This is a genomic window from Lentzea chajnantorensis (assembly GCF_054300775.1).
Genome location: NZ_JBSDZT010000002.1, coordinates 7,574,059 through 7,597,547, shown reverse-complemented (window position 1 = coordinate 7,597,547; position 23,489 = coordinate 7,574,059). Strand labels below are relative to the sequence as shown.

The following is a 23,489-nucleotide window of genomic DNA, read 5'->3' as shown; positions in this document are numbered from 1 at the left end:
GGAGTTGTCGATGATCAAGAAAGTGGTTGGGGCCTCACTCATCGGGACAACGGTGGAGTGGTACGACTTCTTCCTCTACGGGTCGGCCGCCGCCCTGGTGTTCAACAAGCTCTTCTTCCCGACCGCCGATCCGCTGACCGGCACGCTGCTCGCCTTCACCACGTACGCGATCGGCTTCCTCGCACGGCCGCTGGGCGGGCTGGTGTTCGGCCACTACGGCGACCGGCTGGGGCGCAAGAAGCTGCTGGTGCTGTCGTTGCTGCTGATGGGTGGCGCGACGATGCTGATGGGCGTGCTGCCCACGTACGCGTCGGTGGGCGTCCTGGCGCCGTTGCTGCTGACGTTCCTGCGGCTGGTGCAGGGCTTCGCGCTCGGCGGCGAGTGGGGCGGGGCCGTGCTCATCGTGTCCGAGCACGGTGATCCGCAGCGGCGCGGGTTCTGGGCGTCGTGGCCGCAGGCCGGTGTGCCGTGCGGCAACCTGCTCGCGACGGCGGTGCTCGCGGTCCTCGCGGCGGTGCAGTCGGACGCGGACTTCCTCGCGTGGGGCTGGCGCATCCCGTTCCTGCTCTCCGGTGTGCTCGTGGTGATCGGTCTGTGGATTCGGCTCACCGTGTCGGAGTCGCCGATCTTCCTGGCCGCCCAGGAGAAGGCGGCACAGGAGACGAAGGCGAAGGGGCCGGCCGAGGAGAAGGCGCCCGCGCTGGAGCTGCTCAAGCACAACTGGCGCGAGGTGCTGATCGCGATGGGCGCGCGGTTCGCCGAGAACGTGTCGTACTACGTGATCACGGCGTTCATCCTCGTCTACGTCGTCACCGGCCTCGGGCTGTCGAAGTCGGTCGGTCTCAACGCGGTGCTGGTCGCCTCGGCGGTGCACCTGGTGACGATCCCGGTGTGGGGCCACCTCTCCGACCGGTTCGGGCGGAAGCCGGTCTACCTCGTCGGCACGGTCGGCATGGCCGGGTGGATCTTCGCGTTCTTCGCGCTGCTCGACACCAGGGACCCGGTGCTGATCACCCTCGCCACGACCGTCGGACTCGTGCTGCACGGCGCGATGTACGGGCCGCAGGCGGCGTTCTTCTCGGAGCTGTTCGGCACGCGGGTGCGCTACTCGGGTGCATCGGTCGGCTACCAGCTCGCCTCGATCGCGGCCGGCGCGCTGGCCCCGTTGATCGCGACCGCGCTGCTGCAGGCGTACGGGTCGTCGTTCCCCATCGCCGTCTACGTGGTCCTCACCTGCGTGATCACCGTGGTCGCGATCGTCTTCGCGAAGGAGACCCGTGGTGCGGACCTGGAGGAACGTGACAGGGTTGGGGTGTGACACGACGGCGTGAAGCCGAACTGGCGGCGTTGTTCGACACCGCGTCCGAGCTCGCGGGCATGCGCGAGCCGGACGCGGTCCTCCGCTCGATCGTGCGGAGGGCGCGCACGCTGCTCGGCACCGACCTGTCGTACCTGTCGATGAACGACCCGGCCGGCACCTACATGCGGGTGACGGACGGGTCGGTCTCGCCGCTCTTCCAGCAGGTCCGGCTCGGCCTCGGCGAGGGCCTGGGCGGGCTCGTGGCGCAGACCGCCCAGCCCTACGTCACGCCCGACTACTTCGGCGACGCCCGGTTCAACCACACCGGCCCGATCGACTCGGCGGTGCGCGACGAGGGCCTGGTGGCGATCCTGGGCGTGCCGCTGAAGCTCGGTTCGAAGGTCATCGGCGTGCTCTACGCGGCCGACCGGACCGCGCGGGAGTTCCCGCCGGAGGAGGTCTCGCTGCTGCAGTCGCTGGCCGACCACGCGGCCATCGCGATCGACACGGCGTCGCTGTTCGAGACCATCCAGGCCAACAACGCCGCGATGAAACGCGCGGAGGAGGCGCACGACCGGCTCACGGACTTGGTGCTGCGCGGTGGTTCCGCCGCCGACGTGGCCGCCGCGGTGGGGGAGCTGCTGGGCGGTGCGGTGGAGGTCCTGGAGACCGCGCCGACGCCCGCGGTGCGCGCCAACGGCCGTGCGGTGCGGATCGACGGCGTGTGGGTGTGCGCGGTGCTCGCGGGTTCGGAGCTGCTCGGCGGGGTCACCCTGTCCGGGCGGCCAGAGCTGTCGGACGCCGACCGGCGGCTGTTCGAACGGTCGGCGGTCGTGACGGCGTTGCTGTTGCTGCTGCGCAGGACCGTGGCGGAGGCGGAGAACAAGGTCCGCGGCGAGCTGATCACCGACCTCCTCGACGGGCGCGACCCGGCGGGGCTGCTGGCGCGGGCACGCCGGGTCGGCGTCGAGCTGACCGACCCGCACGTCGTGCTCGTGGCGGACGGGAACCTGGGCGCCGCCACGCACTACGCATCGGTCCACAGAGGACTGGCGGGGTCGCGGGACCGGGACGTGGTGCTGGCGCTGCCGTCCGGGTCGACGGCGGTCGCCCAGGAGGTCGCGCGGGCACTGGGAGCCACGGTCGGCGCGTCCGGGCCGGTCGCGGGACCGGTGGCCATCGCGGCCGCCTACGAGGAGGCCCGCCGCTGCCTGCGGGCGCTGCGGTTGCTGGGCAGGGAGAAGGACGCCGCGACGATGGCCGACCTCGGGTTCGTCGGCGTGCTGCTCGGGGAACGCGCGGACGTGTCCGGCTACGTGCGGTCCGTGCTGGGCCCGGTGCTCGACTACGACACCGAACGCGGCACGGAGCTGGTGCACACGCTGGAGGTCTACTTCCGCTGCGGCGCGAGCCTGAGCCGCGCCAAGGCCGAGCTGCACCTCCACGTCAACACGGTCACGCAACGGCTCGACCGGGTCACGTCGCTGCTCGGCGACTGGCAGTCGCCGGACCGCGTGCTGGAGGTGCAGCTCGCCCTGCGGCTGCTGCGCCTCCTCGGCTGACACCGGCACCGCACCACCGGCCGCCGCGTCGGAGTCGCCGAACGGCTTCGCGATCGGCACGCAGAGCAGGCCGAGGCCGACCACGAGCGCACCGCTGAGGATCGAAGCCGTAGCACTGGTAGAGGTCGATGATGCCGCCGCGAAGAACGCCGGCAGGTAGCCGCCGGAGCCTTCCGCGCCGTAGCTGACCGACGCGATGGTGACCAGCAGGGCGATCAGGTGACCCAGCCGGTCCTCGGCGGTCACCGCCGCTACGCCTGCCTGATCAGGTCGGCGGCCCGCTCTCCGATCATGAGGACGGTGACCATGGGGTTCACCGTCGGCATGGTGGGGAACACGGACGCGTCGACGACGCGGAGGCCGTCGAGGCCGATGACCTTCAGGTCACCGTCCACAACGGACCCGATCGCGCAGGTGCCTGCCGGGTGGTAGACGGTGTGCGCGGCCCTGCGGCCGTACTCGGACAGCTCCTCGTCGCTCGTGACGTCCGGGCCGGGGGCGATCTCCCGTTTGAGCCACGACCTCAACGGCTCCTGCTCGGCGATCTTCCGCGCGATCCTGAAGCCGTCGACCAGGGTCTGCTCGTCGTAGCCGTCGGGGTGGGTGAAGTAGCCGAAGTCGAGCGCGGGCTTCTCCGCCGGGTCGCTGGACCGCAACCACATCCGGCCCCTGCTGTGCGGGCGCGGGACGTTCGGCGTCATGCACACGCCGTGCTCCACCGCCGGGTGGCCGAGGCGTTCCGTGTGGACGGTGAACGGGATCTGGTAGAAGTGGAACATCAGGTCCGGCCGCGGGTCGGCGGCGTCGCGGCGGATGAACAGGCCCGCGTCGGAGTCCATCACCGAGTTCTCCGGCAACGGTCCCGTGGTCTCCCACACGATCACCGACTCGGGGTGGTCGAGCAGGTTCTCGCCGACACCGGGCAGGTCGTGCTTCGGCTCGATGCCGATGCTGCTCAGGTGCTCGGCGTCACCGACGCCGGAGAGCATCAGCAGGCGGGGCGTGTCGATGGCGCCCGCGCACAGCAGGACCTCCTTGTTCGCCTCGACGTAGCCCTTGTCGGTGTGCACGCCGATCGCGCGGTCGCCGTCGAGCTCGATCTTGCTCGCCCACGTGTGGAGCAGCAGCGTCAGGTTCCTGCGCTCCAGGACCGGGTGCACGTACGCCGTGGACGCGCTCGAACGCTGGTTGCCCTTCTCCGGGTGGTAGGCGATGGAGAAGAAACCCACGCCGTCCTGGAACGGCCCGGCGTTGAAGTCCTCGACCTCGGGAACACCGGTGGCCCGCCGCGCCGCGGCCACGAAGTCCCGCGCGATCGGGTTCCGGTCCTTCTCCGCCACCGGGATGATGTTGAGCTGGACCCTGTCGAAGTACGGGCCGACCGCGTCCCACGTCCAGCCGTGGCCCCAGTCGTCGAGGTCCTGCGGCAGCGGCCGGAAGCAGATCAGCGTGTTGTGGCTGGAACACCCGCCCAGGACCTTCGCGCGGCTGTGCCGGATGTGCGAGTTGCCGTTGGGCTGCTCGACCGTCGGGTAGTCGTAGTCGTACTCGGTCTCCAGCAGGTTGATCCAGTTGCGCAGGTTCAGGATCTTCTCGTCGCCCACGTCGGAGGGACCGCCCTCGATGACCGCAACGGTGACGTTCTCGTCCTCGGTCAGCCGTGCCGCGAGCACGCAGCCCGCCGTGCCGCCGCCGACGATCACGTAGTCGTACGCGGTCACTCGGTGTCCTCCCGCGCGGAACGAGTGCGGCGTGCGAACCAGTTCTGGGCCTGTGGCTTGAGGTTCTGGTAGACGTGCTTGGGCTCGGTGTACTCGTGCAGACCGGCGGTGCCGAGCTCGCGGCCGACACCGGAGCGCTTGAAGCCGCCCCACTCGGCCTGCGGCAGGTAGGGGCCGAACTCGTTGATCCACATGGTGCCGTGGCGCAGCTTCTTGGCGACCCGCTGCGCCTTGTCGAGGTCCTGGCTCCACACACCGCCGGCGAGGCCGTAGTCGGTGTTGTTGCCCAGCGCGATCGCCTCCTGCTCGGTCTGGAAGCGCTCGGCGGTGATGATCGGGCCGAACGTCTCGTCCTGGACGAGCCGCATGTCCGCGCGGCAGTCCGCGTAGACGGTGGGGCGGAAGAAGAAACCGTTCCGCAGTTCGGGTTCGTCCGGTCGCCTGCCGCCGGCCTTCAGGGTGGCGCCCTCCTGCTCCGCGATCTCGACGTAACGCTCGACCTTGGCGCGGTGCTCGGCGGAGACGAGGGGACCGGACTCGGTGTCGGGGTCGAAGCCGTTGCCCAGCTTGACGAGGTCGGCACGGCGGGCGACCTCGTCCACGAAGTCGTCGTAGACCTCGGTGTGCACGATGAGCCGCGTGCCGGACGAGCAGACCTGGCCCGCGTGGAAGAACGCGGCGGTGAGCGCGTAGTCGACGGCGACGTCGAGGTCGGCGTCCGCGAAGACGATGTTCGGGTTCTTGCCGCCCAGCTCCAGCGCGACCTTCTTCACCGTCCGCGCCGCGGCGGCCATGATCCGCTGACCGGTGGCGAGGCTGCCGGTGAACGAGATCAGGTCCACGTCCGGGTGCTCGCTCAGCGGGGCACCCACCTCGGGGCCGGTGCCGAGCACGAGGTTCGCGACACCGTCGGGCAGCCCGGCCTCGGTCAGCAGCTCGAACAGCTTGATCGTGGTGAGCGGGGTGATCTCGCTCGGTTTGGCGACCAGCGTGTTGCCCGCCAGCAGCGCCGGTGCGATCTTCCAGGAGATCTGCAGCAGCGGGTAGTTCCAGGGCGCGATCATGCCGCACACGCCGACCGGTTCGTGGTCGACGCGGCTGATGACGTCTTCCGGCGTGCCCTGGATGATCTTCGGGTGCAGCAGGCCGGCCAGCCCGCCGTAGTAGCGGAAGACCGAGACGACGTCGTCCACGTCGATCCGGCTCTCCACCAGCGTCTTGCCGGTGTCGAGGGTCTCGGTGCGGGCGATGTCCTCCTTGTCGCGCTCCAGCAGGTCCGCGACCCGGTTCAGCACGGCGGCGCGGTGCTCGGGCGCCGAGTGCTGCCAGTCGCCGTGGTCGAAAGCGGTTCTGGCCTTCGCGATCGCCTGGGTCGCCTGTTCGCGGGTCTGGTCCTCGACCTCGGTGAGAACACTCTGGTCGAAGGGGTTGATGATCTGCCGCACCGGCGACACGGAGGCCTCCCTCTCGTCTGTCCACGCAGGACATGGGGGTGTTGCCGGTCGCCGGCGGCGGTCAAACCGTGACAACCGTCTCTACCGGAGATCCCGGCGGAATCGGGTGAAGAGCCGGGCGTTGCTCATGGCCAGGACACCGACGACCGCGTCCTCGTCACGGTCGTCCCGGTAGGTCGCGACGAACTTCCGGTCCTCGATGGACCCGTCTTCGACGCGAACGACGTTCGTCGCTCGTCCGGCGAACTGGATCCGCACGCCGTACTGGTCCGACCACACGTAGCCGCCGCTGGCGTGCGTGGCGACGGTCTCGCCCGCGAGCAGGTTGCGGACGGCGACCTGCGCCTGCTCGGTGGCCGACGTCCAGTGCTCGGCGCGGTGCCCCGCGCAGTTGGCGACGTCCCCGACGGCGACGACGTTGCGGAGGTTCGTCACGCCGCCCGCGTCGCACGCGACGCCGTTGTTCAGGTCGACCGGGCCGCCGGCGAGCCAGTCGGTCGCCGGACGGGCTCCGATGCCCGCGACGACGACGTCGGCGCCGACGAGCCGGCCGTCGGCGAGCTTGATCCCGCCGTCAACGTTGACCGACTCAACGTTGACGCCGGTGATCAACGTTGATCCGTGGTCGCCGTGCAGCTGCCCGCACGCGGCGCCCATCTCCGGTCCCAGCACGCGGGTCAACGGCGTCGGCAGCGCCTCGACGACCGTGACCTCCTTGCCGAGCGCGCGGGCGCTCGACGCGATCTCCGCGCCGATGAACCCGGCACCGATGATGCCGACGTGCTGCGCGCCGGCGAACGCGTCGCGCAGCCTGGTCGCGTCGTCGAGGGTGCGCAGGACGTGCGTGCCCGGCATCGTGCGCGCGACACCGCCGGTGGCGATGACGAACCCGTCGGCGGCGACGGTGGTGCCGTCGCTGAGTGAGACTTCGCGCGCGGACAGCCCGGTGGCCCGCACGCCGAGCCGCCACTGCGCGTCAAGCTCGTCGAGGTCCTCCTGGTCGGCCAGCGGCACCGCCTCGCACTTGCCCAGCAGGAAGTCCTTCGACAACGGCGGCCGGTCGTAGGGCAGGTGGACCTCCTCACCCACCACGACGACCCGTCCGTCGAACCCCTGCCTGCGCAGTGCCTGCGCCGACCTCAGACCGGCCAGCGAAGCACCGATGATCGCGATCGTCCTCACGCCACGTCCCTGTTCACCTCGACATCGACATAGACCTCACCATCCTCCACGCGAACGGGGTAGGTCCTCACCGGTCGTTTGGCGGGCAGACACGTGGGCTCGCCCGTGCGAAGGTCGAACGACGCGGCGTGCAGCGGGCACTCGACGAGGCACCCCTCCAGCCACCCCTCGCTGAGGGAGGCGTCCTGGTGGGTGCAGGTGTCGTCGATGGCGTACAGGGTGCCGTCGGCGTTGAAGACGGCGATCGGCGCATGAGGACCGACGATGCGCACCGCCTCTCCTGGGGGCAGGTCCGTGAGAGCGCAGGCGCGGATCATCGTCGGCCTCCGTTGCGTGAAGCGAAACGCGTTCCGAATGACGCAACACAATGTCCGGCTCCGCCGACTCGCCGTCAAGAGTTCGGCCGGGTGTTTTGCTTCCCGGTTACTGTTGCGCGATGGGCAACTCCGACTCGGCAGCTCAGGTGCAGTCCGTCGACCGGGCGATCAGCGTGCTGGAGCTGCTGGCCCAGGGCGAGGCCGGGATCACCGAGATCGCGGGTGAGCTGGGCGTGCACAAGTCCACGGTGTCGAGGCTCGTCTCCGTCCTGGAGGCCCGCGGACTGGTCGAGCAACTGGGGGAACGCGGCAAGTACGCGATCGGCTTCGGCGTGGTCCGGCTCGCGGGCGCCGCCACCGGCCGGATGGACCTCACCAAGCTCGGCCAGCCCGTCTGCCAGGCCCTCGCCGACGAGCTCGGCGAGACCGTGAACATCGCCGTGCACGACGCCGGCGTCGCCATCAACACCACCCAGGCCCGCGGTTCCGCCGCCGTCTCGGCGGTGAACTGGATCGGCCGGCGGACCCCGTTGCACGCCACCTCGTCCGGCAAGGTCCTCCTGGCCCACCTGCCGGAGGCCGAGCGCACGCGGCTGGCCGCGCAGGACCTCGACCCCTACACCGAGAACACCGTGGTCGACCCCGTTCGCCTGCTGGCCGAGCTCGACGAGGTCGCACGGCAGGGGTTCGCGGTGTGCTTCGAGGAGCTGGAGCTCGGCCTGCACGCGGTCGCGGTCCCGGTGCGCGGCCACCGCGGCGAGGTGGTCGCGGCGATGAGCGCGTCCGGGCCGTCGTACCGGTTGTCGCGGCACCGGGTGCGGGAGATCGTCCCGACGATGTCGGCGGCCGCGGCCGGTCTGTCGGCGCAGCTCGGCTACTTCGCGGGCTGAGCGGGCCCGTAAGCGTTCGGCGTGGGTGCCGCGCCAACCGAGGTCAACAGCACCGCTGCCGCCCGTTTTCACGGTCCGGCACACGCCCGCGGCACGAACGGCGGTATTGACAGGCGGTCCCGCTGGCCGCAGCTTGTTGCATATAGCGGAACGAGTTCTGTGACGCGCAACAGCGGCGAAGGGGTGTCCTGATGCCTGGTGCAGTGCCTCGCGTGGTGCTCGTGGGGGCGGGGATCGTCGGGTGCGCGCTCGCCGACGAGCTCACCGAACGCGGTTTCACCGACGTCACGGTCCTCGACCAGGCGGACGGGCCCGCGGCGGGCGGGTCCAGCGGCCACGCACCGGGCCTGGTGTTCCAGACGAACCCCTGCCGCAGCATGACCGCGTTCGCCCGCTACACGGTCGAGAAGTACACCGCGCTGGGCTGCTTCGACCAGGTCGGCGGCCTGGAGATCGCCACGACCCCCGAGCGGCTCGCCGACCTGTCCCGCCGGCACGGCTGGGCCACGGCGTGGGGCGTGCCGAGCCGGCTCGTCGACGCCGGCGAGGTGGCGCGCCTGCACCCGTTGCTCGACCACGACCAGGTCCTCGGCGGCTTCCTGATCCCGAGCGACGGTCTCGCGAGACCCGTTGCCGCCGCCGAGGTGCAGGCGCGGAGGGCGGTCGAGCGGGGCGCGCGGTTCGAGTACGGGCAGCGGGTCGTCGCCGTCGAGACCTCCGGCGACCGGGTGACCGCGGTGCGGACCGGGAGCGGCGCCTTCCCGGCCGACGTCGTGGTGTCGTGCGCCGGGATGTGGGGGCCGGTGCTGGGGGAGATGGTCGGGCTGACCGTCCCGCTCGTGCCGATGGCGCACCAGTACGCCTTCACCGGTGAGCTGGCCGCCGACCCGCGGGCATTGGCGCGGCAGCCGATCCTGCGGCACCAGGAAGCCGACCTGTACTTCCGCTCGCACGGCCGGGCGCTGGGCATCGGGGCCTACGGGCACCGGCCCATGCCGATCGCCGCCGGGGACATCACCGGCTCGGAGTTGCCGTTCACCGAGGAGGACTTCGCGCCGTCGTGGGAGGCCGCGGTCGAACTGTTCCCGGCGCTGGCCGAGGCGGGGGTCGAGCGCGGGTTCAACGGGCTGTTCTCGTTCACCAGCGACGGGATGCCGCTGCTGGGGGAGCACCCGCGGGTGCGCGGGTTCTGGGTCGCGGAGGCGGTGTGGATCACGCACTCGGCCGGGGTGGCGCGGTCGGTGGCCGAGTGGATCGTCGACGGGCAGCCGCGGCTCGACCTGCACGCCAGCGACCTCGGCCGGTTCGAACAGGTGCAGCTGGCGCCGGACTACGTGCTGGAGCGCAGCTGCCGGAACTTCACCGAGGTCTACGACGTGCTGCACCCGCTGCAGCCCGTGGAGAGCCCCCGGCCGCTGCGGACGAGCCCCTTTTACGCGCGGCACCGGGAGCTGGGCGCGTTCTTCCTCGAAGCCGCCGGCTGGGAGCGGCCGCACTGGTTCGAGGCCAATGCGGACCTGCCCGAGGTCGCGGAGGTCCCGGAGCGCGGCGAGTGGGCGAGTCGGTACTGGTCGCCGATCTGCGGCGCCGAGGCCCTGGTGACGCGCAGGCGCGTGGCGATGTTCGACATGACCCCGTTGAAGCGGCTGGAGGTCGGCGGGCCGGGCGCGCTGGAGTTCCTGCAGCGCATGACGACCAACAACCTCCGGCGCAAACCGGGCGCAGTCGTGTACACGTTGCTGCTCGACGAGACCGGCGGTGTGCGCAGCGACCTCACGGTCGCGCGGCTCGACGAGACCACCTTCCAGGTCGGAGCCAACGGCAACCTCGACCTGGCGTGGCTCACCCGGCACGCACCGGACGACGTCCACGTCCGGGACATCACGGCGGGAACGTGCTGCATCGGCCTGTGGGGACCCAGGGCACGCGACCTGCTCAACGGCGTCGCGCACACGCTCGACACCGGGAAGGGCTACTTCACCGCGCAACGGGGGTTCGTCAAGAACGTGCCGGTGACCGCGCTGCGACTGTCCTATGTGGGCGAACTGGGCTGGGAGCTGTACACGACGGCCGACCTCGGCGTGACGCTGTGGGACACGCTGTGGGAGGCGGGGCGAGAGCACGGCGTGATCGCGGCCGGGCGCGGGGCGTTCGCGAGCCTGCGGCTGGAGAAGGGCTACCGGTCGTGGGGCACCGACGTGACCGACGAGCACGACCCGTTCGAGGCGGGCCTCGGGTTCGCGGTGCGGGAGGACGAGGACTTCCTCGGCAAGGAGGCGCTCGGGAAGCGTTCCAGCGACCGGAAACTCACGTGTCTGGCGATCGACGACCCGCACCAGGTCGTCATGGGCAGCGAGCCGGTGTTCCACGGCGGTGAGCCGGTCGGGTACGTCACGAGCGCGGCCTACGGGTACACGACGGGCGTCAACATCGCCTACGCGTGGCTGCCCGAGGGCGTCGGCGAGGTCGAGATCGAGTACTTCGGCTCCAGGGTGCGCGCGCGGCCGGTGCCGGAGCCGCTGTTCGACCCCGGGATGAAGCGGCTGCGCGGGTGAGCGGCACCTACGACGTCGTCGTGGTCGGGCTCGGCGGCATGGGCAGCGCCGCGGCCTGGCACCTGGCCCGGCGCGGACTCCGGGTGCTGGGGCTCGAGCAGTTCACGCCCGTGCACGCACTGGGCTCCAGCCACGGCGAGTCGCGGATCACGCGGCAGGCCTACTTCGAGGACCCGGCCTACGTCCCGTTGCTGCTGCGCGCGCACGAGCTGTGGGACCGGGTCGAGCACGACAGCGGGCAGCGGATCTTCCACCGGGTCGGCGGCGTCCTCGTCGGCGCACCGGACAGCCGCACCGTCGCGGACAGCCGGCGCAGCGCCGAGCAGTACGGCCTGCGGCACGAGGTGCTGGACGCGCACGACATCCGCCGGCGCTTCCCGGTGATGCGGCCGCACCCGCACGAGGTCGCGCTGCACGAACCCGGAGCGGGCTACGTCGTGCCGGAGAGCGCCGTGCGCGCCCACCTCGACCTCGCCGCACGGGCGGGCGCCGAGCTGCGCTTCGCGGAACCGGTGACCCGCTGGGAGGCCGGCCGCGTCACCACCGCGAAGGGCACCTACGAGACCGGTCACGTCGTCCTCGCACCGGGACCGTGGGCGCCGCGGCTGCTGGCGCACCTGGGCGTCACGTTCGAGGTCGAACGACAGGTGCAGCACTTCTTCCGCCCCACCGCGGACCTCCGCGACCACCCCACCTACATCTGGGAACGCACCGGCCGCACGTTCTACGGCTTCCCCGAACGCGGCGGCACCGTCAAGGTCGCCATCTACGGCGAAGGCCGGTCCTGCACACCGGAGACCATCGACCGCACCGTCCACGACCACGAGGTCGAGGCGGCCAGGGCGCTGGTCGCCGACCGCATGCCCGGTGTCACCGGCACCTTCGACCGGGCGTCCACCTGCATGTTCACCAACACCGCCGACGGCCACTTCGTGATCGCGCGCCAAGGCGGCGTCACGGTGGCGTGCGGGTTCTCCGGGCACGGCTTCAAGTTCGTGCCGGTGGTCGGCGAGATCGTCGCCGACCTCGCAGCCGAGGGTGCGACGAGGCACCCGATCGCCCTGTTCGACCCGGCGCGTCTGAGAGGCGGAGCATGACCGGCAGCCTGATCCCCACGCTGGAGGGCCGCTACTACACCGATCCCGCGATCTTCGAACGGGAACAGGCGGCCATCTTCGAGCGCATGTGGTTCTGCGCGGTCCGCGCGGCCGACCTCCCGGACGCCGGCGACTTCCGCACGGTGCAGGTCGGACGGGAGAGCGTGCTCGTCGCACGCGACCGCCGCGGTGCGCTCAACGCGTTCCTCAACGTGTGCCGCCACCGCGGCGCGCGCATCTGCGTCGAGGAGGCCGGCAGCGTCAAACGCGCGTTCCAGTGCCCTTACCACGCCTGGACCTACGCGTTGGACGGAAACCTGATCGCCGCACCCAACCTCACCTCAATGCCCGACGTCGATCGCGTTGCGTATGGACTGACGAAGGTGCATTTGCGCGAATGGCTCGGCTACGTGTGGGTGAACCTTTCGGACAGTCCTCCGAGGTTCGAGGACGACGTGCTGAGCGCGGTGACCGAACGTTTGGGGTCACTCGACGCCATCGACGGCTACGAGGTCGACCGGTTGTCCGTGGGCAGGCGGATCGTCTACGACGTCAGGGCCAACTGGAAGCTGATCATCGAGAACTTCATGGAGTGCTACCACTGCGCGACCATCCACCCCGAGCTGACCGAGGTGCTGCCCGAGTTCGCCGACGGCTACGCGGCGCAGTACTACGTCGGCCACGGCGCCGAGTTCGGCGAGGACGTCCAGGGGTTCACCGTCGACGGTGGTGAGGGCTTCGCAAGGCTTGCGGCGCTGGAGGAGGAACGCGACCGGAAGTACTACGCCATCACCGTCAAACCGCAGGTCTTCGTGAACCTCGTGCCGGACCACGTGATCGTGCACCGCATGTACCCGGTGGCCGCGGACCGGACGGTCGTGGAGTGCGATTGGCTCTACGCCAAGGAAGTCGTCGCCACCGGCCGTGACGTCTCCCGCTCGGTCGAGCTGTTCCACCGGGTGAACGAGCAGGACTTCGAAGCCTGCGAGCGATGCCAGCCCGCCATGGCCTCGAAGGCCTACGCGCAGGGCGGAGTGCTGGTGCCCTCCGAGCACCACATCGGCGACTTCCACGCCTGGCTCCTCCGCAAACTGGAATCAGCCGACTAGGGGATCGACTGGTCACCCGTGCACGCGAAAGCTTGCACGGGTGATGGAGCAGACGGACTTCTTGCCCCCCAACGGGGAGCACGATCTCCTCCGCCGCATCCGCCAACTGGCCGAGCGAGCGGAACGGACGGCGCACAACAGGTCCAACTTCGTGGGACCACCGCCGTCGCAGGAGCACCTCGACATCCTCGCGGAGATCAGGACGCTCTCCGAGGAGATGACGACGGCGAGCAGGAGCACGGCCGCGCCCGCGGTGGCGGCCAGACCCGCGGCCACCCCGGCGAGGGCGGTCACGCGGGCCGAGGAACTGCCCAGGCCCGCCAGGGCGGCCGACGACCTGCTGCCCAGATCGTGACGATCGGACCGGCACGGTCGAGCCGCGACGATCGGACCGCGACGGTCGAGCCGCGACCGTCGAGCCGCAACCGTCGGACCGTCACGGCCGGGCAGCGACGGTCCGACCCGTGACGGTCCGGCCCGTGACGGTCAGCGCCGCTGGCCGCGCACCATCTTGACCAGACCCTTCATCGTCTCCTCCAGCCCGGAGCCGAACGGGTTGTCGTGCACCAGGTACGTCCACGTCGAGCTGGGGCGCTTCACCCCGGCGTCGGCGAGGTCGTAGCCGTCGTCGGTGATCTTCGCTGCCTCGTACTTCTCCTTCGCGAGCTTCCCACGACTCCGGCACGATCTTGTTGAACGCCGGGATGGCCTCGCGGTGGAACTCGTCGAGCGGGTTCTGCCGCGCCAGCGCGCGCAGGTGGATGCCCTCGCGCAGGTCGGACAGGAACGTCAGGTGGTGCGTCCACAGGTCGTCGAGGAAGAACAGCGTGATCCCGCGCGCCGCCTCCGCCGCGATCTCGTCGGGCGCACCCTCCTTCTCGCCGAGCTTCTCGAACGCGGCGTCCGTGCGCAGCACCACGTCCCGGTGCTTGAGCAGCAGGTCGCGCTGGTGCTCGATCAGCTTGTTGTAGCGCCACGTGTTGCGGTGGATCTCCAGGTCCACGCCCTCGGCCACGCGCTGGGCGTGCTCGAAGGTGTGCAGCAGGCCCTTGTCGCGCACCCGGCCGTCGGTGTCCACTTCGGACGGGTCCTCGGCGTCGGGCGCGTACTGGGTGATGAGGTCGTCCTGCAGCGACGAGAAGAACACCGAGCCACCGGGGTCGCCCTGGCGGCCGGCGCGGCCGCGCAGCTGGTCGTCGAGGCGGGAGGACGAGTGCCGGCCGGTGCCGACCACGTACAGGCCGCCCAGCTCGGCGATGCGGTCGTGGTCCTCGCCCTCGTGGCCGCCCAGGCGGATGTCCGTGCCGCGACCGGCCATCTGCGTCGACACGGTGATGCGCCCGAACGAGCCGGCGTCGGCGATGATCGCCGCCTCCTCGGCGTCGTTCTTCGCGTTCAGCACCACGCACTCGAGCCCGGCCTTGCGCAGCTTCGTGGAGATCCGCTCCGACTCGGCGACGTCGAGCGTGCCGACGAGGATCGGGCGCCCGCTCTCGTGCGCGGTCTTGATCTCCTCGACGATCGCGGCTTCCTTCTGCTCCAGCGTCGCGTAGAGGCGGAAGTGCTCGTCCTCGCGGATGTTCTCCTTGTTCGGCGGGATCACGAGGACCTCGAGCGAGTAGAACTCGCGCAGGGTCTCCGCGACCGCCACGGCCGTGCCGGTCATGCCGCACCGCGTCGGGTACCGCGACAGCAGCGCCTGCACGGTCATCGAGTCGAGGATCTCGCCCGACTCGGTCGTCTGCACGTTCTCCTTGGCCTCGACCGCGGCCTGCAGGCCGTCCGGCCACCGCTGCAGCTTCGCGACGCGGCCGCGGGTGTCGTTGATCAGGTGCACCTTGCCGTCGCGCACGATGTAGTCGACGTCGCGGTGCAGCAGGACCTGCGCGTGCAGGGCCACGTTGACCTTCGACAGCGTCGAGGTGACGTGCTCCTGCGAGTACAGGTCGATCTCGCCCAGCGCGCGCTCGACGGCCTCGGAGCCCGCGCCGGTGAGGAAGACGTTGCGCTCCTCGTCGTCGATCTCGTAGTGCAGGTTCTGCCGCAGCCGCTTCACCAGGTCGGCGATCACCGGGTCGGCGGCCTCCGCGCTGGTCGAACCGGCCAGCACGAGCGGCACGCGGGCCTCGTCGACGAGCACCGAGTCGGCCTCGTCGATCAGCGCGACCTCGGGCTCGGGGACGATCAGGTCCTCCGGCCGGGTGGCGATGCGGTCGCGCAGGATGTCGAACCCGATCTCGCTGACCGGTGCGTACGTGACCTCGCACTGGTAGGCGTCGCGCCGCTCCTCGTGCTTGGAGCTGCCGTTGAGCCACCCGGCGCTGACGCCGAGCAGCCGGTACAGCGGCCCCATCCACTCGGCGTCGCGCTGGGCCAGGTAGTCGTTGACGCTGACCACGTGGACGCGCTTGCCCTTGATCGCGAACCCGGCCGCGGCCATGGCGCCGGCGAGCGTCTTGCCCTCACCGGTGGCCATCTCGACGACGAGGCCGTTGAGCAGGCCCAGCGCGCCCAGCACCTGCACGTCGAACGGCCGCTGCCCGATGGCGCGGTCCGCGGCCTCCCTGGTCAGCGCGACCAGCTCGGTGTCGGTGCACTCCTCGCGCAGCTTCACGGCGTGGGCCGTCAGCTCCTCGTCGCTGAACGCCTTGAACGCCTCGGCGTGTTTGTCCACGTCAGCGAGCCGGGCCGAGAACGGTGCGAGGTCGATCGACGCCGGTTTCTGCGCGAACCGGCGCATCCGCTGCTTGAAGCGCGCCATGAGAGTGGTCACGACGCAGCAACGTACGGCATTGCCGCGAGGTTCCGCAGAGGTCTTGACTGTGAAGGCCCGGATTGTCGGGTTCATCCGGGCCTCCACAGCCGTGATCAGGCCTGTTCCGGTTGGTGCGTCTCCGGCAGCCGCAGCACCGACACCAGTGTCACCACCGCCATGAGCAGCAGGAACGCCGACACCGACAGCGAGGTCCCGGTCGCGCCCAGCAGCGCCGTCATGATGACCGGCGTACCGCCGCTGACCAGGATCGACGCCAGCTGGTAGGCCAGCGACGCGCCCGAGTAGCGGACCTCGGGCGCGAACAGCTCACCCAGGTAGGCGGCGATCGGCCCGTAGACCAGCGAGGTCGCGATGCCGCCGACGGTCGTGGCCACGAACATCCACAGCAGCGAGCCCGTGTCGACCAGCAGGAAGTACGGGAACGCCCAGACGAGCATGCCGACCGTGCCCGCGATGATCAGCGGGCGGCGGCCCAGCCGGTCCGACAGCGCACCGGCGTAGAGGATCACCGGGATGCCGACGAGCGAGGACAGCAGGCTCACCATCAGCACGGACTCGCGCGCCAGCCCCAGCGTCGTGGTCGCGTACGACAGCACGCCCGCGATCGAGACGTAGAAGATGGCGTTCGAGGCGAACATCAGGCCGGCGCCGAGCAGGATCTGCCTGCGGTGCGAGCGCAGGGCCTCCTTCAGGGGAGCGTGGACGACGGCGGGACCGGCGGCGCGGCGTTGCTGCAGCTCGCGGAACACCGGGCTGTCCTCGACCTTGAGCTGGATGAACAGCACGACCGGGAACAGCAGGGCGCTCGCGAGGAACGGCACGCGCCAGCCCCACGAGGCGAACGCCTCCTGGCTCATCGTCGTGGTGGCGGCGATGAAGGCGACGTTGCCGAGGAACACGCCGATCGGCACACCGGCCTGCCCGAACGTGCCCGCGAACCCGCGGCGGCGCGGTCCTGCGGACTCGGTGAGCAGCAGGACGACACCGCCCCACTGGCCGCCGACGGCGATGCCCTGCAGGAACCGCAGCACGACGAGCAGCAGGGGAGCGCCGACGCCGATGCTCGCCGAGGTCGGCAGCAGGCCGATCAGGAACGTGGCACCGGCCATCATGGCGAGGCAGATGACCAGCGCCGGCTTGCGGCCGAACCGGTCACCGACGTGCCCGAAGACCAGGCCGCCGATGGGGCGGGCGACGAAGCCCGCCCAGAAGGTGCTGAACGACAGCAGCAGCGCGACCAGCGGCGTCGCTTCCGGGAAGAACAGCTTCGGGAAGACGAGCGCTGCCGCGGTCGCGTAGATGAAGAAGTCGTACCACTCGATGCTGGATCCGGCCAGACCGGCTGCCATGAGCCTGCGCAAGGTCTTCTGTTCCGGGGCGACACTGACCACGGGGGTGCTCCTCACCAGGTGTCCACGAACGGGCGTTTCTTCCCTTGGGGGCGGGAAGCTGAGGGGGCGAGCGCCGTCGCGACCCACCGGCGGGTGTCCGCGGGGTCGATCACGTCGTCGATCTCGAAGACCGACGCGACGTTGAGCGCTTTGCCGTGTTCGTACGCCGCCGCGACCATGTGGTCGTAGCGCGCGGCGCGTTCCTGCGGGTCCTCGATGGCGTCGAGCTCGCGCCTGAACCCGAGCTTCACCGCCCCTTCGAGGCCCATGGGGCCGAACTCACCGGTGGGCCAGGAGACGGCGAACTGGGGGACCTTGAGGCTGCCGGCGGCCATGGCCTGGGCACCGAGCCCGTAGGCCTTGCGGGTCACGACGAGTCCGAAGGGGACGGACAGGTTCGCGCCCGTGACGACCATGCGGGTGAGGTGCCGGACGGTGGCGGTGCGCTCGGCGTCCGGGCCGACCATGAAGCCGGGGGTGTCGCAGAGGCTCACGACGGCGAGGTCGAACGCGTCGCACAGCTGCAGGAAGCGGGCGGCCTTGTCGGCGGCGTCGGCGTCGATGGCGCCACCGAGGACGTGCGGGTCGTTGGCGATGACGCCGAGCGGACGGCCTTCGACGCGGACGAGCGCGGTGACGACGCCCCTGCCGAAGCCCCTGCGCAGTTCCAGGACGGAGCCGGTGTCGGCGAGGGTGTCGATGATCGGGCGCACGTCGTAGGCGCGCAGGCGGTTCTCCGGGACGGCGTGGCGCAGCAGGCGCTGGTCCGCGCACTCCCACGACGACTGGTGCCCCTGGAAGTACGAGAGGTACTGGCGGGCCACGGCGACGGCTTCTTCTTCGGAGCCGACCACGACGTCAACGACACCGTTGGGCACCTGCACGTCCAACGGCCCGATGTCCTCGGGGCGGAACGTGCCGAGCCCGCCGCCCTCGATCATCGCCGGGCCGCCCATGCCGATGTTCGCGCCCTCGACCGCGATGATCACGTCGCACGTGCCCAGCAGCACCGCGTTACCGGCGAAGCACCGCCCCGCGACCACGCCCACCAGCGGCACCTGGCCGCTCAGCTGCGCGAACGCGTGGAACGAGCCGCAGTCGAGCCCGCTGACCATGCTGTGGTCGGTGTCGCCGGGCCGCCCGCCACCGCCTTCGGCGAACAGCACCACCGGCAGGTTCTCCTGCCGTGCCAACGCGAAGAGCCGGTCTTTCTTCTGGTGGTTGCGCAGGCCCTGGGTACCGGCGAGCACCGCGTAGTCGTACGACATCGCCACGATCCGCTGCCCGTTCACGACACCGATGCCGGCCACCATGCCGTCGGCGGGCGTGCGTTCGATGAGCTCGGGCAACGACCGGCGCGCGCGTTGGGCGGCGATCGCCAGACCGCCGTACTCGACGAAGTCCGTGCAGAGGTCGGCGATGTTCTCCCGTGCGGTGCGGCCACCGGCCGCGTGCCGCCGTGCCGCGGACTCGGGCCGGTCGAAGGAGTGCCGGTGCAGCACCTCGGCGAGGTCGGGCCGGACCTCCGCCGGGTCGGCCGGTGCGGCGTCCTCAGTGGACTCACCGGCGCCGGAGGCGAGCGGCTGACCGGCGGCGACCGTGTCCCCGACGGCGACCAGCACCTCGCCGGACACGCGCACGACGTGCTGCATCTTCATCGCTTCGAGCACGACGGAGTCCGCCGCCACCGCGACCACGGTCCCCGCCAGCGGGGCCCGCATGCCATCGGCCGGTTCCTCGACGAGGAAGTTGGTCGGCACGCCGACGACGTCGCGGGTGAGCAGCGTCCGGAGGAACTCCAGGTTGGTCGGGACGCCCTCGACCCGGAACTCGCCCAGCGCCCGCCGTGCACGGGTGAGCGCCACGTCCAGGTCCTCGCCGTGCACCACGAGCTTCGCGAGCAGCCCGTCGTAGCGCGTCCCGACCCGGTAGCCGGGGTAGGCGTGCGTGTCGACCCGGATGCCCGGCCCGGACGGCGGCTGGAACACCGACAGCGTCCCGCCGGAGGTCTGGTTCACCCGCAGCTGCACGGCGCTGCCCCGGTCCAGCGGCGTGACGTCGACGTCGCCGCCCTGCGCCAGCAGCAGCTGGGTGCGCACGAGGTCCACTCCGGACACCACCTCGGTCACCGTGTGCTCGACCTGCAGCCGCGGGTTGACCTCCAGGAACGCGAACTCGTCGCCGGAGACCAGGAACTCCACCGTGCCGACGCCGGTGTACCCGGCGGCGGTGGCGATCGCGGCCGCCGCGGAGTGCAGCGCCCGGCGCAGTGCGGGGTCGAGCAGCGGCGCGGGGGCGATCTCGGCGACCTTCTGGTGCCGCAGCTGCAGCGAGCAGTCGCGGTCGCCGAGGACCGCGGTGCCGACCAGCTGCACCTCGATGTGCCGTGCGGAGGGCAGCAACCGTTCGAAGTAGACGTCGTCGTCGCCGAACGCCGCCAGCGCCTCCGCACGGCACGCCTCGATCGCGGCGTCGAGGTCCGCCGGGTCGTGCACCGCCCGCATGCCCTTGCCACCGCCGCCCGCGACGGCCTTCACCATCACCGGGAACTCGCCGGGCACCGCGTCCAGCACCGGGATGCCCAGCGACGCGGCCAGCTCGCGGGCCCGCCGCTTGTCGCCCAGCAGCTCCAGCACCTCCGGTGACGGCCCGACGAACGCGAGGCCGCGATCCCGGCACGCCCGTGCGAACGCCGCGTTCTCCGACAGGAACCCCCAGCCGGGGTGCACGGCCCGACAGCCCTCCGCGGCGTCGAGGAGCTGCTCGGCGTCCAGGTAGGGGGCCGGTCCACGCAGCGCGACGGCCCGGTCCGCGAGCGTCACGTGCAGCGACGACGCGTCGTCCTCGGCGTACACCGCCACGGTGCGGATTCCCAGGTCAGCGGCGGCGCGCAGGACGCGCACGGCGACCTCGCCCCGGTTGGCGACCAACAGCACTGCAACCTCCTGAGCGACCGCTTAGTATGTGACGGCGGTCGCATGTTGCCATCTGAGGTCAACAGAAGTCCACACGGAACCGATCGGGGGAATGGGACGTCCACGGAACGGTTCGGCGCGAACGGACGATCCAGCAGGCAGACTCGCCGCACAGGTGCGAAGGGCTTCAGGAGGCCGCAGTGGTGTTCAAGAGGATGATGCGCGCGTTCGGCGTGGGCGGGCCGACTGTCGACACGGTCCTGACCAACCCGAACGTCCGGCCGGGCGAGGTGCTGAGCGGCGAGGTCAGGATCGCCGGCGGCGACCACCCGGCCGAGATCGACCACGTGACGCTGGCGCTGCTCACCCGCGTCGAGGTCGAGAGCGGCGACAACGAGTACAACACCAACATGGAGTTCCACAAGTTCTCCGTGGGCCAGCGCATCCTGGCGCAGCCGCACCAGAACCTGTCGCTGCCGTTCCAGATCCCGGTGCCGGTCGAGTGCCCGCTGAACGTCGTCGGCGGCATGCAGCTCGCGGGCATGCAGCTGGGCCTGCGCACCGAGTTGGAGGTCCGCGGCGCGGTCGACCCCGGCGACCTCGACCCGATCTGGGTGCACCCGCTGCCCTCGCAGGACGTGGTGCTGCAGGCGTTCGGGCAGATGGGCTTCCGCTTCACCAAGGCCGACAACGAGCGCGGCCGCATCCACGGCGTGCCGCAGACGCTGCCGTTCTACCAGGAGATCGAGTTCTACCCGCCGCCGCAGTTCGCGGGCCGCCTCAAGCAGGTCGAGCTGACCTTCGTCACTACCCCGCAGCACCTGCACGTGATCCTGGAGGCCGACAAGCGCGCCGGTCTGCTGCGCGCCGGCGGCGACGCCTACGGCCGGTTCGCCGTCACGCACGAGCAGTCGGTGGGCACCGACTGGACCGCCACCATCACCCAGTGGATGAGCCAGGTCTCCGGCAGCCGCTGGTAACCCGATAGGGCCGAAAGGCCCATCGCACTGCTCCTCGTGCTGCGGATCTCGGCATCCGAAGGGATGATCGAAGGAGATCCGAACACCATCGAGGAGGAGGCGGTCATGACCATCGGCGGTGTCATCGGCGCGCTCGTCATCGGCCTGGTACTGGGCCTGCTCGGCAAGCTGTTCGCGCCGGGCAAGCAGAACATCCCGGTCTGGCTGACCATCCTGGTCGGCATCGCGGCCGCGTTCATCGGTTCGTGGATCGCGCGGCTGCTGGGCGTGGAGGACACGCCCGGCATCGACTGGATCGAGGTGATCGTGCAGATCGTGGTCGCCGCGATCGGCGTGTCGCTCGTGGCCGGGCTGTACGGCCGCAACAGGGTCAGCTAGCGGGCCTGAGCATCCGCAGGACGAGGTCGGCGTACAGCGCGCCGATCTCGTCCGGTGTGCGCCGCCCGCCCGGCTGGTACCACCGCGCGACGTCGATGCACAGCGACAGCACCGCGAGCGTCGCGCCCCGCGGGTCCGGCACGTCGAACACGCCCGCGTCGATGCCGTCGGAGATGAACGACCGCATCCGCCCGTCGATCTGCCTGCGCAGCTCCGCCACCTCCGCGTGGTGTTCCGGGGAGAGCGCGCCCAGCTCGTACTGCACCACGCGTGCCGTCGTGTGGAACTCCGCGTGCCACCCCGCGAACGCCGCGACCGCGTTCTGCAGCCGCTGCACCGGGTCGTCGCCGCGGATGCCCGACAGCAGCGCCAGCGACGTCTCGTGGCCGACCCGCGAGATGTTGAACAGCAGCTCTTCCTTGGACCGGTAGTGGATGTACACCGCGGCCGGCGACATCCCGGCCAGAGCGGCGATGTCCCTGGTGGTCGTGGCGTGATATCCCTTGTCCGCGAACGCGTGCACGGCGGCGATGAGCATCCTGCGGGCGGCGTCCGGGGTGATCGAGCGCCACGTCTCGTCGAGCAGCGCGAAGCCCTCCAGGCCGGTCGTCGTCATCGGGCGCTCCTCGCGTGTTGACAGGTGATCGATCGTACTGCACGCTAAGCGTGCGCTTAGCGCTAAGCAACCGCTTAGTATGGAGGAGAAGATCGTGCAGCGGACGCTGTTCAACGAGGACCACGTCGCGTTCCGCGAGTCGGCGAAGGAGTTCGTCGACCGCACGATCGCGCCGAACGTCGAGAAGTTCATCGAGCAGCGGGTCATCGACCGCGACGTGTGGCTGGAGGCGGGCCGCCAGGGGCTGCTCGGCCTGGAGATCCCGGAGTCCTACGGCGGCAGCGGCGCGAACGACTACCGCTTCAACGCCGTGTTCGCCGAGGAGCTGTGCCGGGTCAACGCCGCCGTCGCGTCGTCGCTGGGCATCCACGGCGACGTCGTGGCCCCGTACCTGGTCGACCTGTGCACCGAGGAGCAGAAGCAGCGCTGGCTGCCCGGCATGTGCACCGGTGAGCTGAAGACCGGCATCGCGATGACCGAGCCGTCCGGCGGCTCCGACCTCGCCGCGCTGAAGACGAACGCCGTGCGCGACGGTGACGACTGGGTCCTCAACGGCTCCAAGACGTTCATCACCAACGGCTACACCGCCGACCTGATCGTCGTCGCTGCCCGCACCGACCCGGCCAAGGGCGCGCGCGGCATCACGCTGTTCGCCGTCGAGACCGGCATGCCCGGCTTCGAGCGCGGCCGCAAGCTCGACAAGGTCGGCCAGCACCCCTCCGACACCGCGGAGCTGTTCTTCTCCGACGTCCGGCTGCCCGCCGAGAACATGATCGGCGAGGAGGGCCAGGGCTTCATCTACATGATGGAACGCCTGCCGCAGGAGCGCATCGGCGCCGCCATCTCGAACCTCGCGCACGCCCAGGGCATCTTCGACGAGACCCTGGAGTACGTGAAGGAGCGCAAGGCGTTCGGGCAGGCGATCGGCAAGTTCCAGCACAACAAGTTCCTGCTCTCGGAGCTGCGCACCAAGCTCGACGTCACGCAGGCGTTCGTGGACAACCTGACGGTGCAGCACGTGCGCAAGGAGCTGACCGCGGTCGAGGCGGCGCAGGCGAAGTACTGGAGCGCCGACATCGAGAACGAGGTCATCGACGCCTGCGTGCAGCTGCACGGCGGCTACGGCTACATGACCGAGTACCGCGTCGCCCGCGCGTGGATGGACGCCCGCGTCACGAAGATCTGGGCGGGCTCCAACGAGATCATGAAGGAACTCATCGGCCGCGACCTGGGCCTGTAGGGGAGT

The 23,489-nt window shown here is 70.6% G+C and carries 17 protein-coding genes and 1 pseudogene; 10 read left to right on the top strand and 8 right to left on the bottom strand.

The genetic code is table 11. The features are described 5' to 3' along the window. The first annotated feature begins 10 nt into the window (after window positions 1-10). Window positions 11-1,318 carry an MFS transporter gene (locus ACVDFE_RS36215; protein ID WP_360399024.1) on the top strand — a complete coding sequence of 436 codons (1,308 nt, stop codon included), beginning with the start codon at window positions 11-13 and terminating at the stop codon, window positions 1,316-1,318. Next, window positions 1,315-2,862 (top strand): helix-turn-helix domain-containing protein, encoded by a 1,548-nt coding sequence (locus ACVDFE_RS36210; protein ID WP_458433621.1) that lies wholly within the window; start codon window positions 1,315-1,317, stop codon window positions 2,860-2,862. The genes ACVDFE_RS36215 and ACVDFE_RS36210 overlap by 4 nt, the downstream gene beginning before the upstream one ends. A gap of 251 nt (window positions 2,863-3,113) precedes the next feature. On the opposite strand, the gene ACVDFE_RS36205 is transcribed toward ACVDFE_RS36210, so the two are convergent. The 4 genes from ACVDFE_RS36205 to ACVDFE_RS36190 form a co-directional block, all read right to left on the bottom strand. Continuing rightward, window positions 3,114-4,583 carry a GMC family oxidoreductase gene (locus ACVDFE_RS36205; RefSeq protein WP_458433620.1) on the bottom strand — a complete coding sequence of 490 codons (1,470 nt, stop codon included), beginning with the start codon at window positions 4,581-4,583 and terminating at the stop codon, window positions 3,114-3,116. Continuing rightward, complete coding sequence (locus ACVDFE_RS36200; RefSeq protein ID WP_458433619.1) at window positions 4,580-6,037, bottom strand: aldehyde dehydrogenase family protein; 1,458 nt, start codon at window positions 6,035-6,037, stop codon at window positions 4,580-4,582. The genes ACVDFE_RS36205 and ACVDFE_RS36200 overlap by 4 nt, the downstream gene beginning before the upstream one ends. A gap of 81 nt (window positions 6,038-6,118) precedes the next feature. Continuing rightward, the gene (locus tag ACVDFE_RS36195) at window positions 6,119-7,219 is read right to left on the bottom strand and encodes an NAD(P)/FAD-dependent oxidoreductase (protein ID WP_458433618.1); all 1,101 of its coding nucleotides are present in this window, start codon (window positions 7,217-7,219) and stop codon (window positions 6,119-6,121) included. Further along, window positions 7,216-7,536: a bifunctional 3-phenylpropionate/cinnamic acid dioxygenase ferredoxin subunit gene (locus ACVDFE_RS36190; protein WP_360399009.1), complete on the bottom strand. Its 321-nt coding sequence runs from the start codon at window positions 7,534-7,536 to the stop codon at window positions 7,216-7,218. Before ACVDFE_RS36190 ends, ACVDFE_RS36195 begins: the two co-directional genes overlap by 4 nt. Window positions 7,537-7,655: 119 nt before the next feature. Between ACVDFE_RS36190 and ACVDFE_RS36185 the strand changes: the two genes are divergently transcribed. From ACVDFE_RS36185 to ACVDFE_RS36165, 5 genes are all read left to right on the top strand, one after another. Then, window positions 7,656-8,426, top strand: a complete 771-nt coding sequence (locus ACVDFE_RS36185) for an IclR family transcriptional regulator (protein ID WP_458433617.1) — start codon at window positions 7,656-7,658, stop codon at window positions 8,424-8,426. Window positions 8,427-8,617: 191 nt separating this feature from the next. Then, window positions 8,618-10,981, top strand: coding sequence for a GcvT family protein (locus ACVDFE_RS36180; RefSeq protein WP_458433616.1), 2,364 nt, complete (start codon window positions 8,618-8,620; stop codon window positions 10,979-10,981). Beyond that, window positions 10,978-12,078 (top strand): N-methyl-L-tryptophan oxidase, encoded by a 1,101-nt coding sequence (gene solA / locus ACVDFE_RS36175; protein WP_458433615.1) that lies wholly within the window; start codon window positions 10,978-10,980, stop codon window positions 12,076-12,078. Before ACVDFE_RS36180 ends, solA begins: the two co-directional genes overlap by 4 nt. Continuing rightward, the gene (locus ACVDFE_RS36170) at window positions 12,075-13,187 is read left to right on the top strand and encodes an aromatic ring-hydroxylating oxygenase subunit alpha (protein WP_458433614.1); all 1,113 of its coding nucleotides are present in this window, start codon (window positions 12,075-12,077) and stop codon (window positions 13,185-13,187) included. Before solA ends, ACVDFE_RS36170 begins: the two co-directional genes overlap by 4 nt. Before the next feature lie 43 nt (window positions 13,188-13,230). After that, on the top strand, window positions 13,231-13,542 hold the full coding sequence (locus ACVDFE_RS36165) for a hypothetical protein (protein ID WP_458434456.1): 312 nt from the start codon (window positions 13,231-13,233) through the stop codon (window positions 13,540-13,542). 131 nt (window positions 13,543-13,673) lie between these two features. Here the strand turns inward: ACVDFE_RS36165 and secA2 are convergent. The 3 genes and pseudogenes from secA2 to ACVDFE_RS36150 form a co-directional block, all read right to left on the bottom strand. Beyond that, window positions 13,674-15,960 (bottom strand): annotated as a pseudogene (secA2, locus tag ACVDFE_RS36160) (accessory Sec system translocase SecA2). Window positions 15,961-16,055: 95 nt separating this feature from the next. Continuing rightward, window positions 16,056-17,354: an MFS transporter gene (locus ACVDFE_RS36155; RefSeq protein WP_360398991.1), complete on the bottom strand. Its 1,299-nt coding sequence runs from the start codon at window positions 17,352-17,354 to the stop codon at window positions 16,056-16,058. Window positions 17,355-17,365: 11 nt separating this feature from the next. Continuing rightward, complete coding sequence (locus tag ACVDFE_RS36150; protein ID WP_458433613.1) at window positions 17,366-20,290, bottom strand: carboxyl transferase domain-containing protein; 2,925 nt, start codon at window positions 20,288-20,290, stop codon at window positions 17,366-17,368. A gap of 179 nt (window positions 20,291-20,469) precedes the next feature. Here ACVDFE_RS36150 and ACVDFE_RS36145 point away from each other — a divergent pair, with 179 nt between their 5' ends. Both ACVDFE_RS36145 and ACVDFE_RS36140 read left to right on the top strand, forming a co-directional pair. Then, window positions 20,470-21,249, top strand: coding sequence for a sporulation protein (locus ACVDFE_RS36145; RefSeq protein WP_360398985.1), 780 nt, complete (start codon window positions 20,470-20,472; stop codon window positions 21,247-21,249). Window positions 21,250-21,354: 105 nt separating this feature from the next. After that, complete coding sequence (locus ACVDFE_RS36140; RefSeq protein ID WP_360399276.1) at window positions 21,355-21,627, top strand: GlsB/YeaQ/YmgE family stress response membrane protein; 273 nt, start codon at window positions 21,355-21,357, stop codon at window positions 21,625-21,627. On the opposite strand, the gene ACVDFE_RS36135 is transcribed toward ACVDFE_RS36140, so the two are convergent. Then, complete coding sequence (locus ACVDFE_RS36135) at window positions 21,620-22,243, bottom strand: TetR/AcrR family transcriptional regulator (RefSeq protein WP_360398982.1); 624 nt, start codon at window positions 22,241-22,243, stop codon at window positions 21,620-21,622. The genes ACVDFE_RS36140 and ACVDFE_RS36135 overlap by 8 nt on opposite strands. 94 nt (window positions 22,244-22,337) lie before the next feature. Between ACVDFE_RS36135 and ACVDFE_RS36130 the strand changes: the two genes are divergently transcribed. Then, on the top strand, window positions 22,338-23,483 hold the full coding sequence (locus ACVDFE_RS36130) for an acyl-CoA dehydrogenase family protein (RefSeq protein ID WP_360399273.1): 1,146 nt from the start codon (window positions 22,338-22,340) through the stop codon (window positions 23,481-23,483). Window positions 23,484-23,489: the final 6 nt, after the last annotated feature.

What these genes read in the sequence shown, in the direction of transcription:
- ACVDFE_RS36215 (WP_360399024.1), top strand. Translation starts at nt 11, where the DNA reads ATGATCAAGAAAGTGGTTGGGGCCTCACTCATCGGGACAACGGTGGAG.
- ACVDFE_RS36190 (WP_360399009.1), bottom strand. Translation starts at nt 7,536, where the DNA reads ATGATCCGCGCCTGCGCTCTCACGGACCTGCCCCCAGGAGAGGCGGTG.
- ACVDFE_RS36185 (WP_458433617.1), top strand. Translation starts at nt 7,656, where the DNA reads ATGGGCAACTCCGACTCGGCAGCTCAGGTGCAGTCCGTCGACCGGGCG.
- ACVDFE_RS36180 (WP_458433616.1), top strand. Translation starts at nt 8,618, where the DNA reads ATGCCTGGTGCAGTGCCTCGCGTGGTGCTCGTGGGGGCGGGGATCGTC.
- ACVDFE_RS36170 (WP_458433614.1), top strand. Translation starts at nt 12,075, where the DNA reads ATGACCGGCAGCCTGATCCCCACGCTGGAGGGCCGCTACTACACCGAT.
- ACVDFE_RS36165 (WP_458434456.1), top strand. Translation starts at nt 13,231, where the DNA reads ATGGAGCAGACGGACTTCTTGCCCCCCAACGGGGAGCACGATCTCCTC.
- ACVDFE_RS36140 (WP_360399276.1), top strand. Translation starts at nt 21,355, where the DNA reads ATGACCATCGGCGGTGTCATCGGCGCGCTCGTCATCGGCCTGGTACTG.
- ACVDFE_RS36135 (WP_360398982.1), bottom strand. Translation starts at nt 22,243, where the DNA reads ATGACGACGACCGGCCTGGAGGGCTTCGCGCTGCTCGACGAGACGTGG.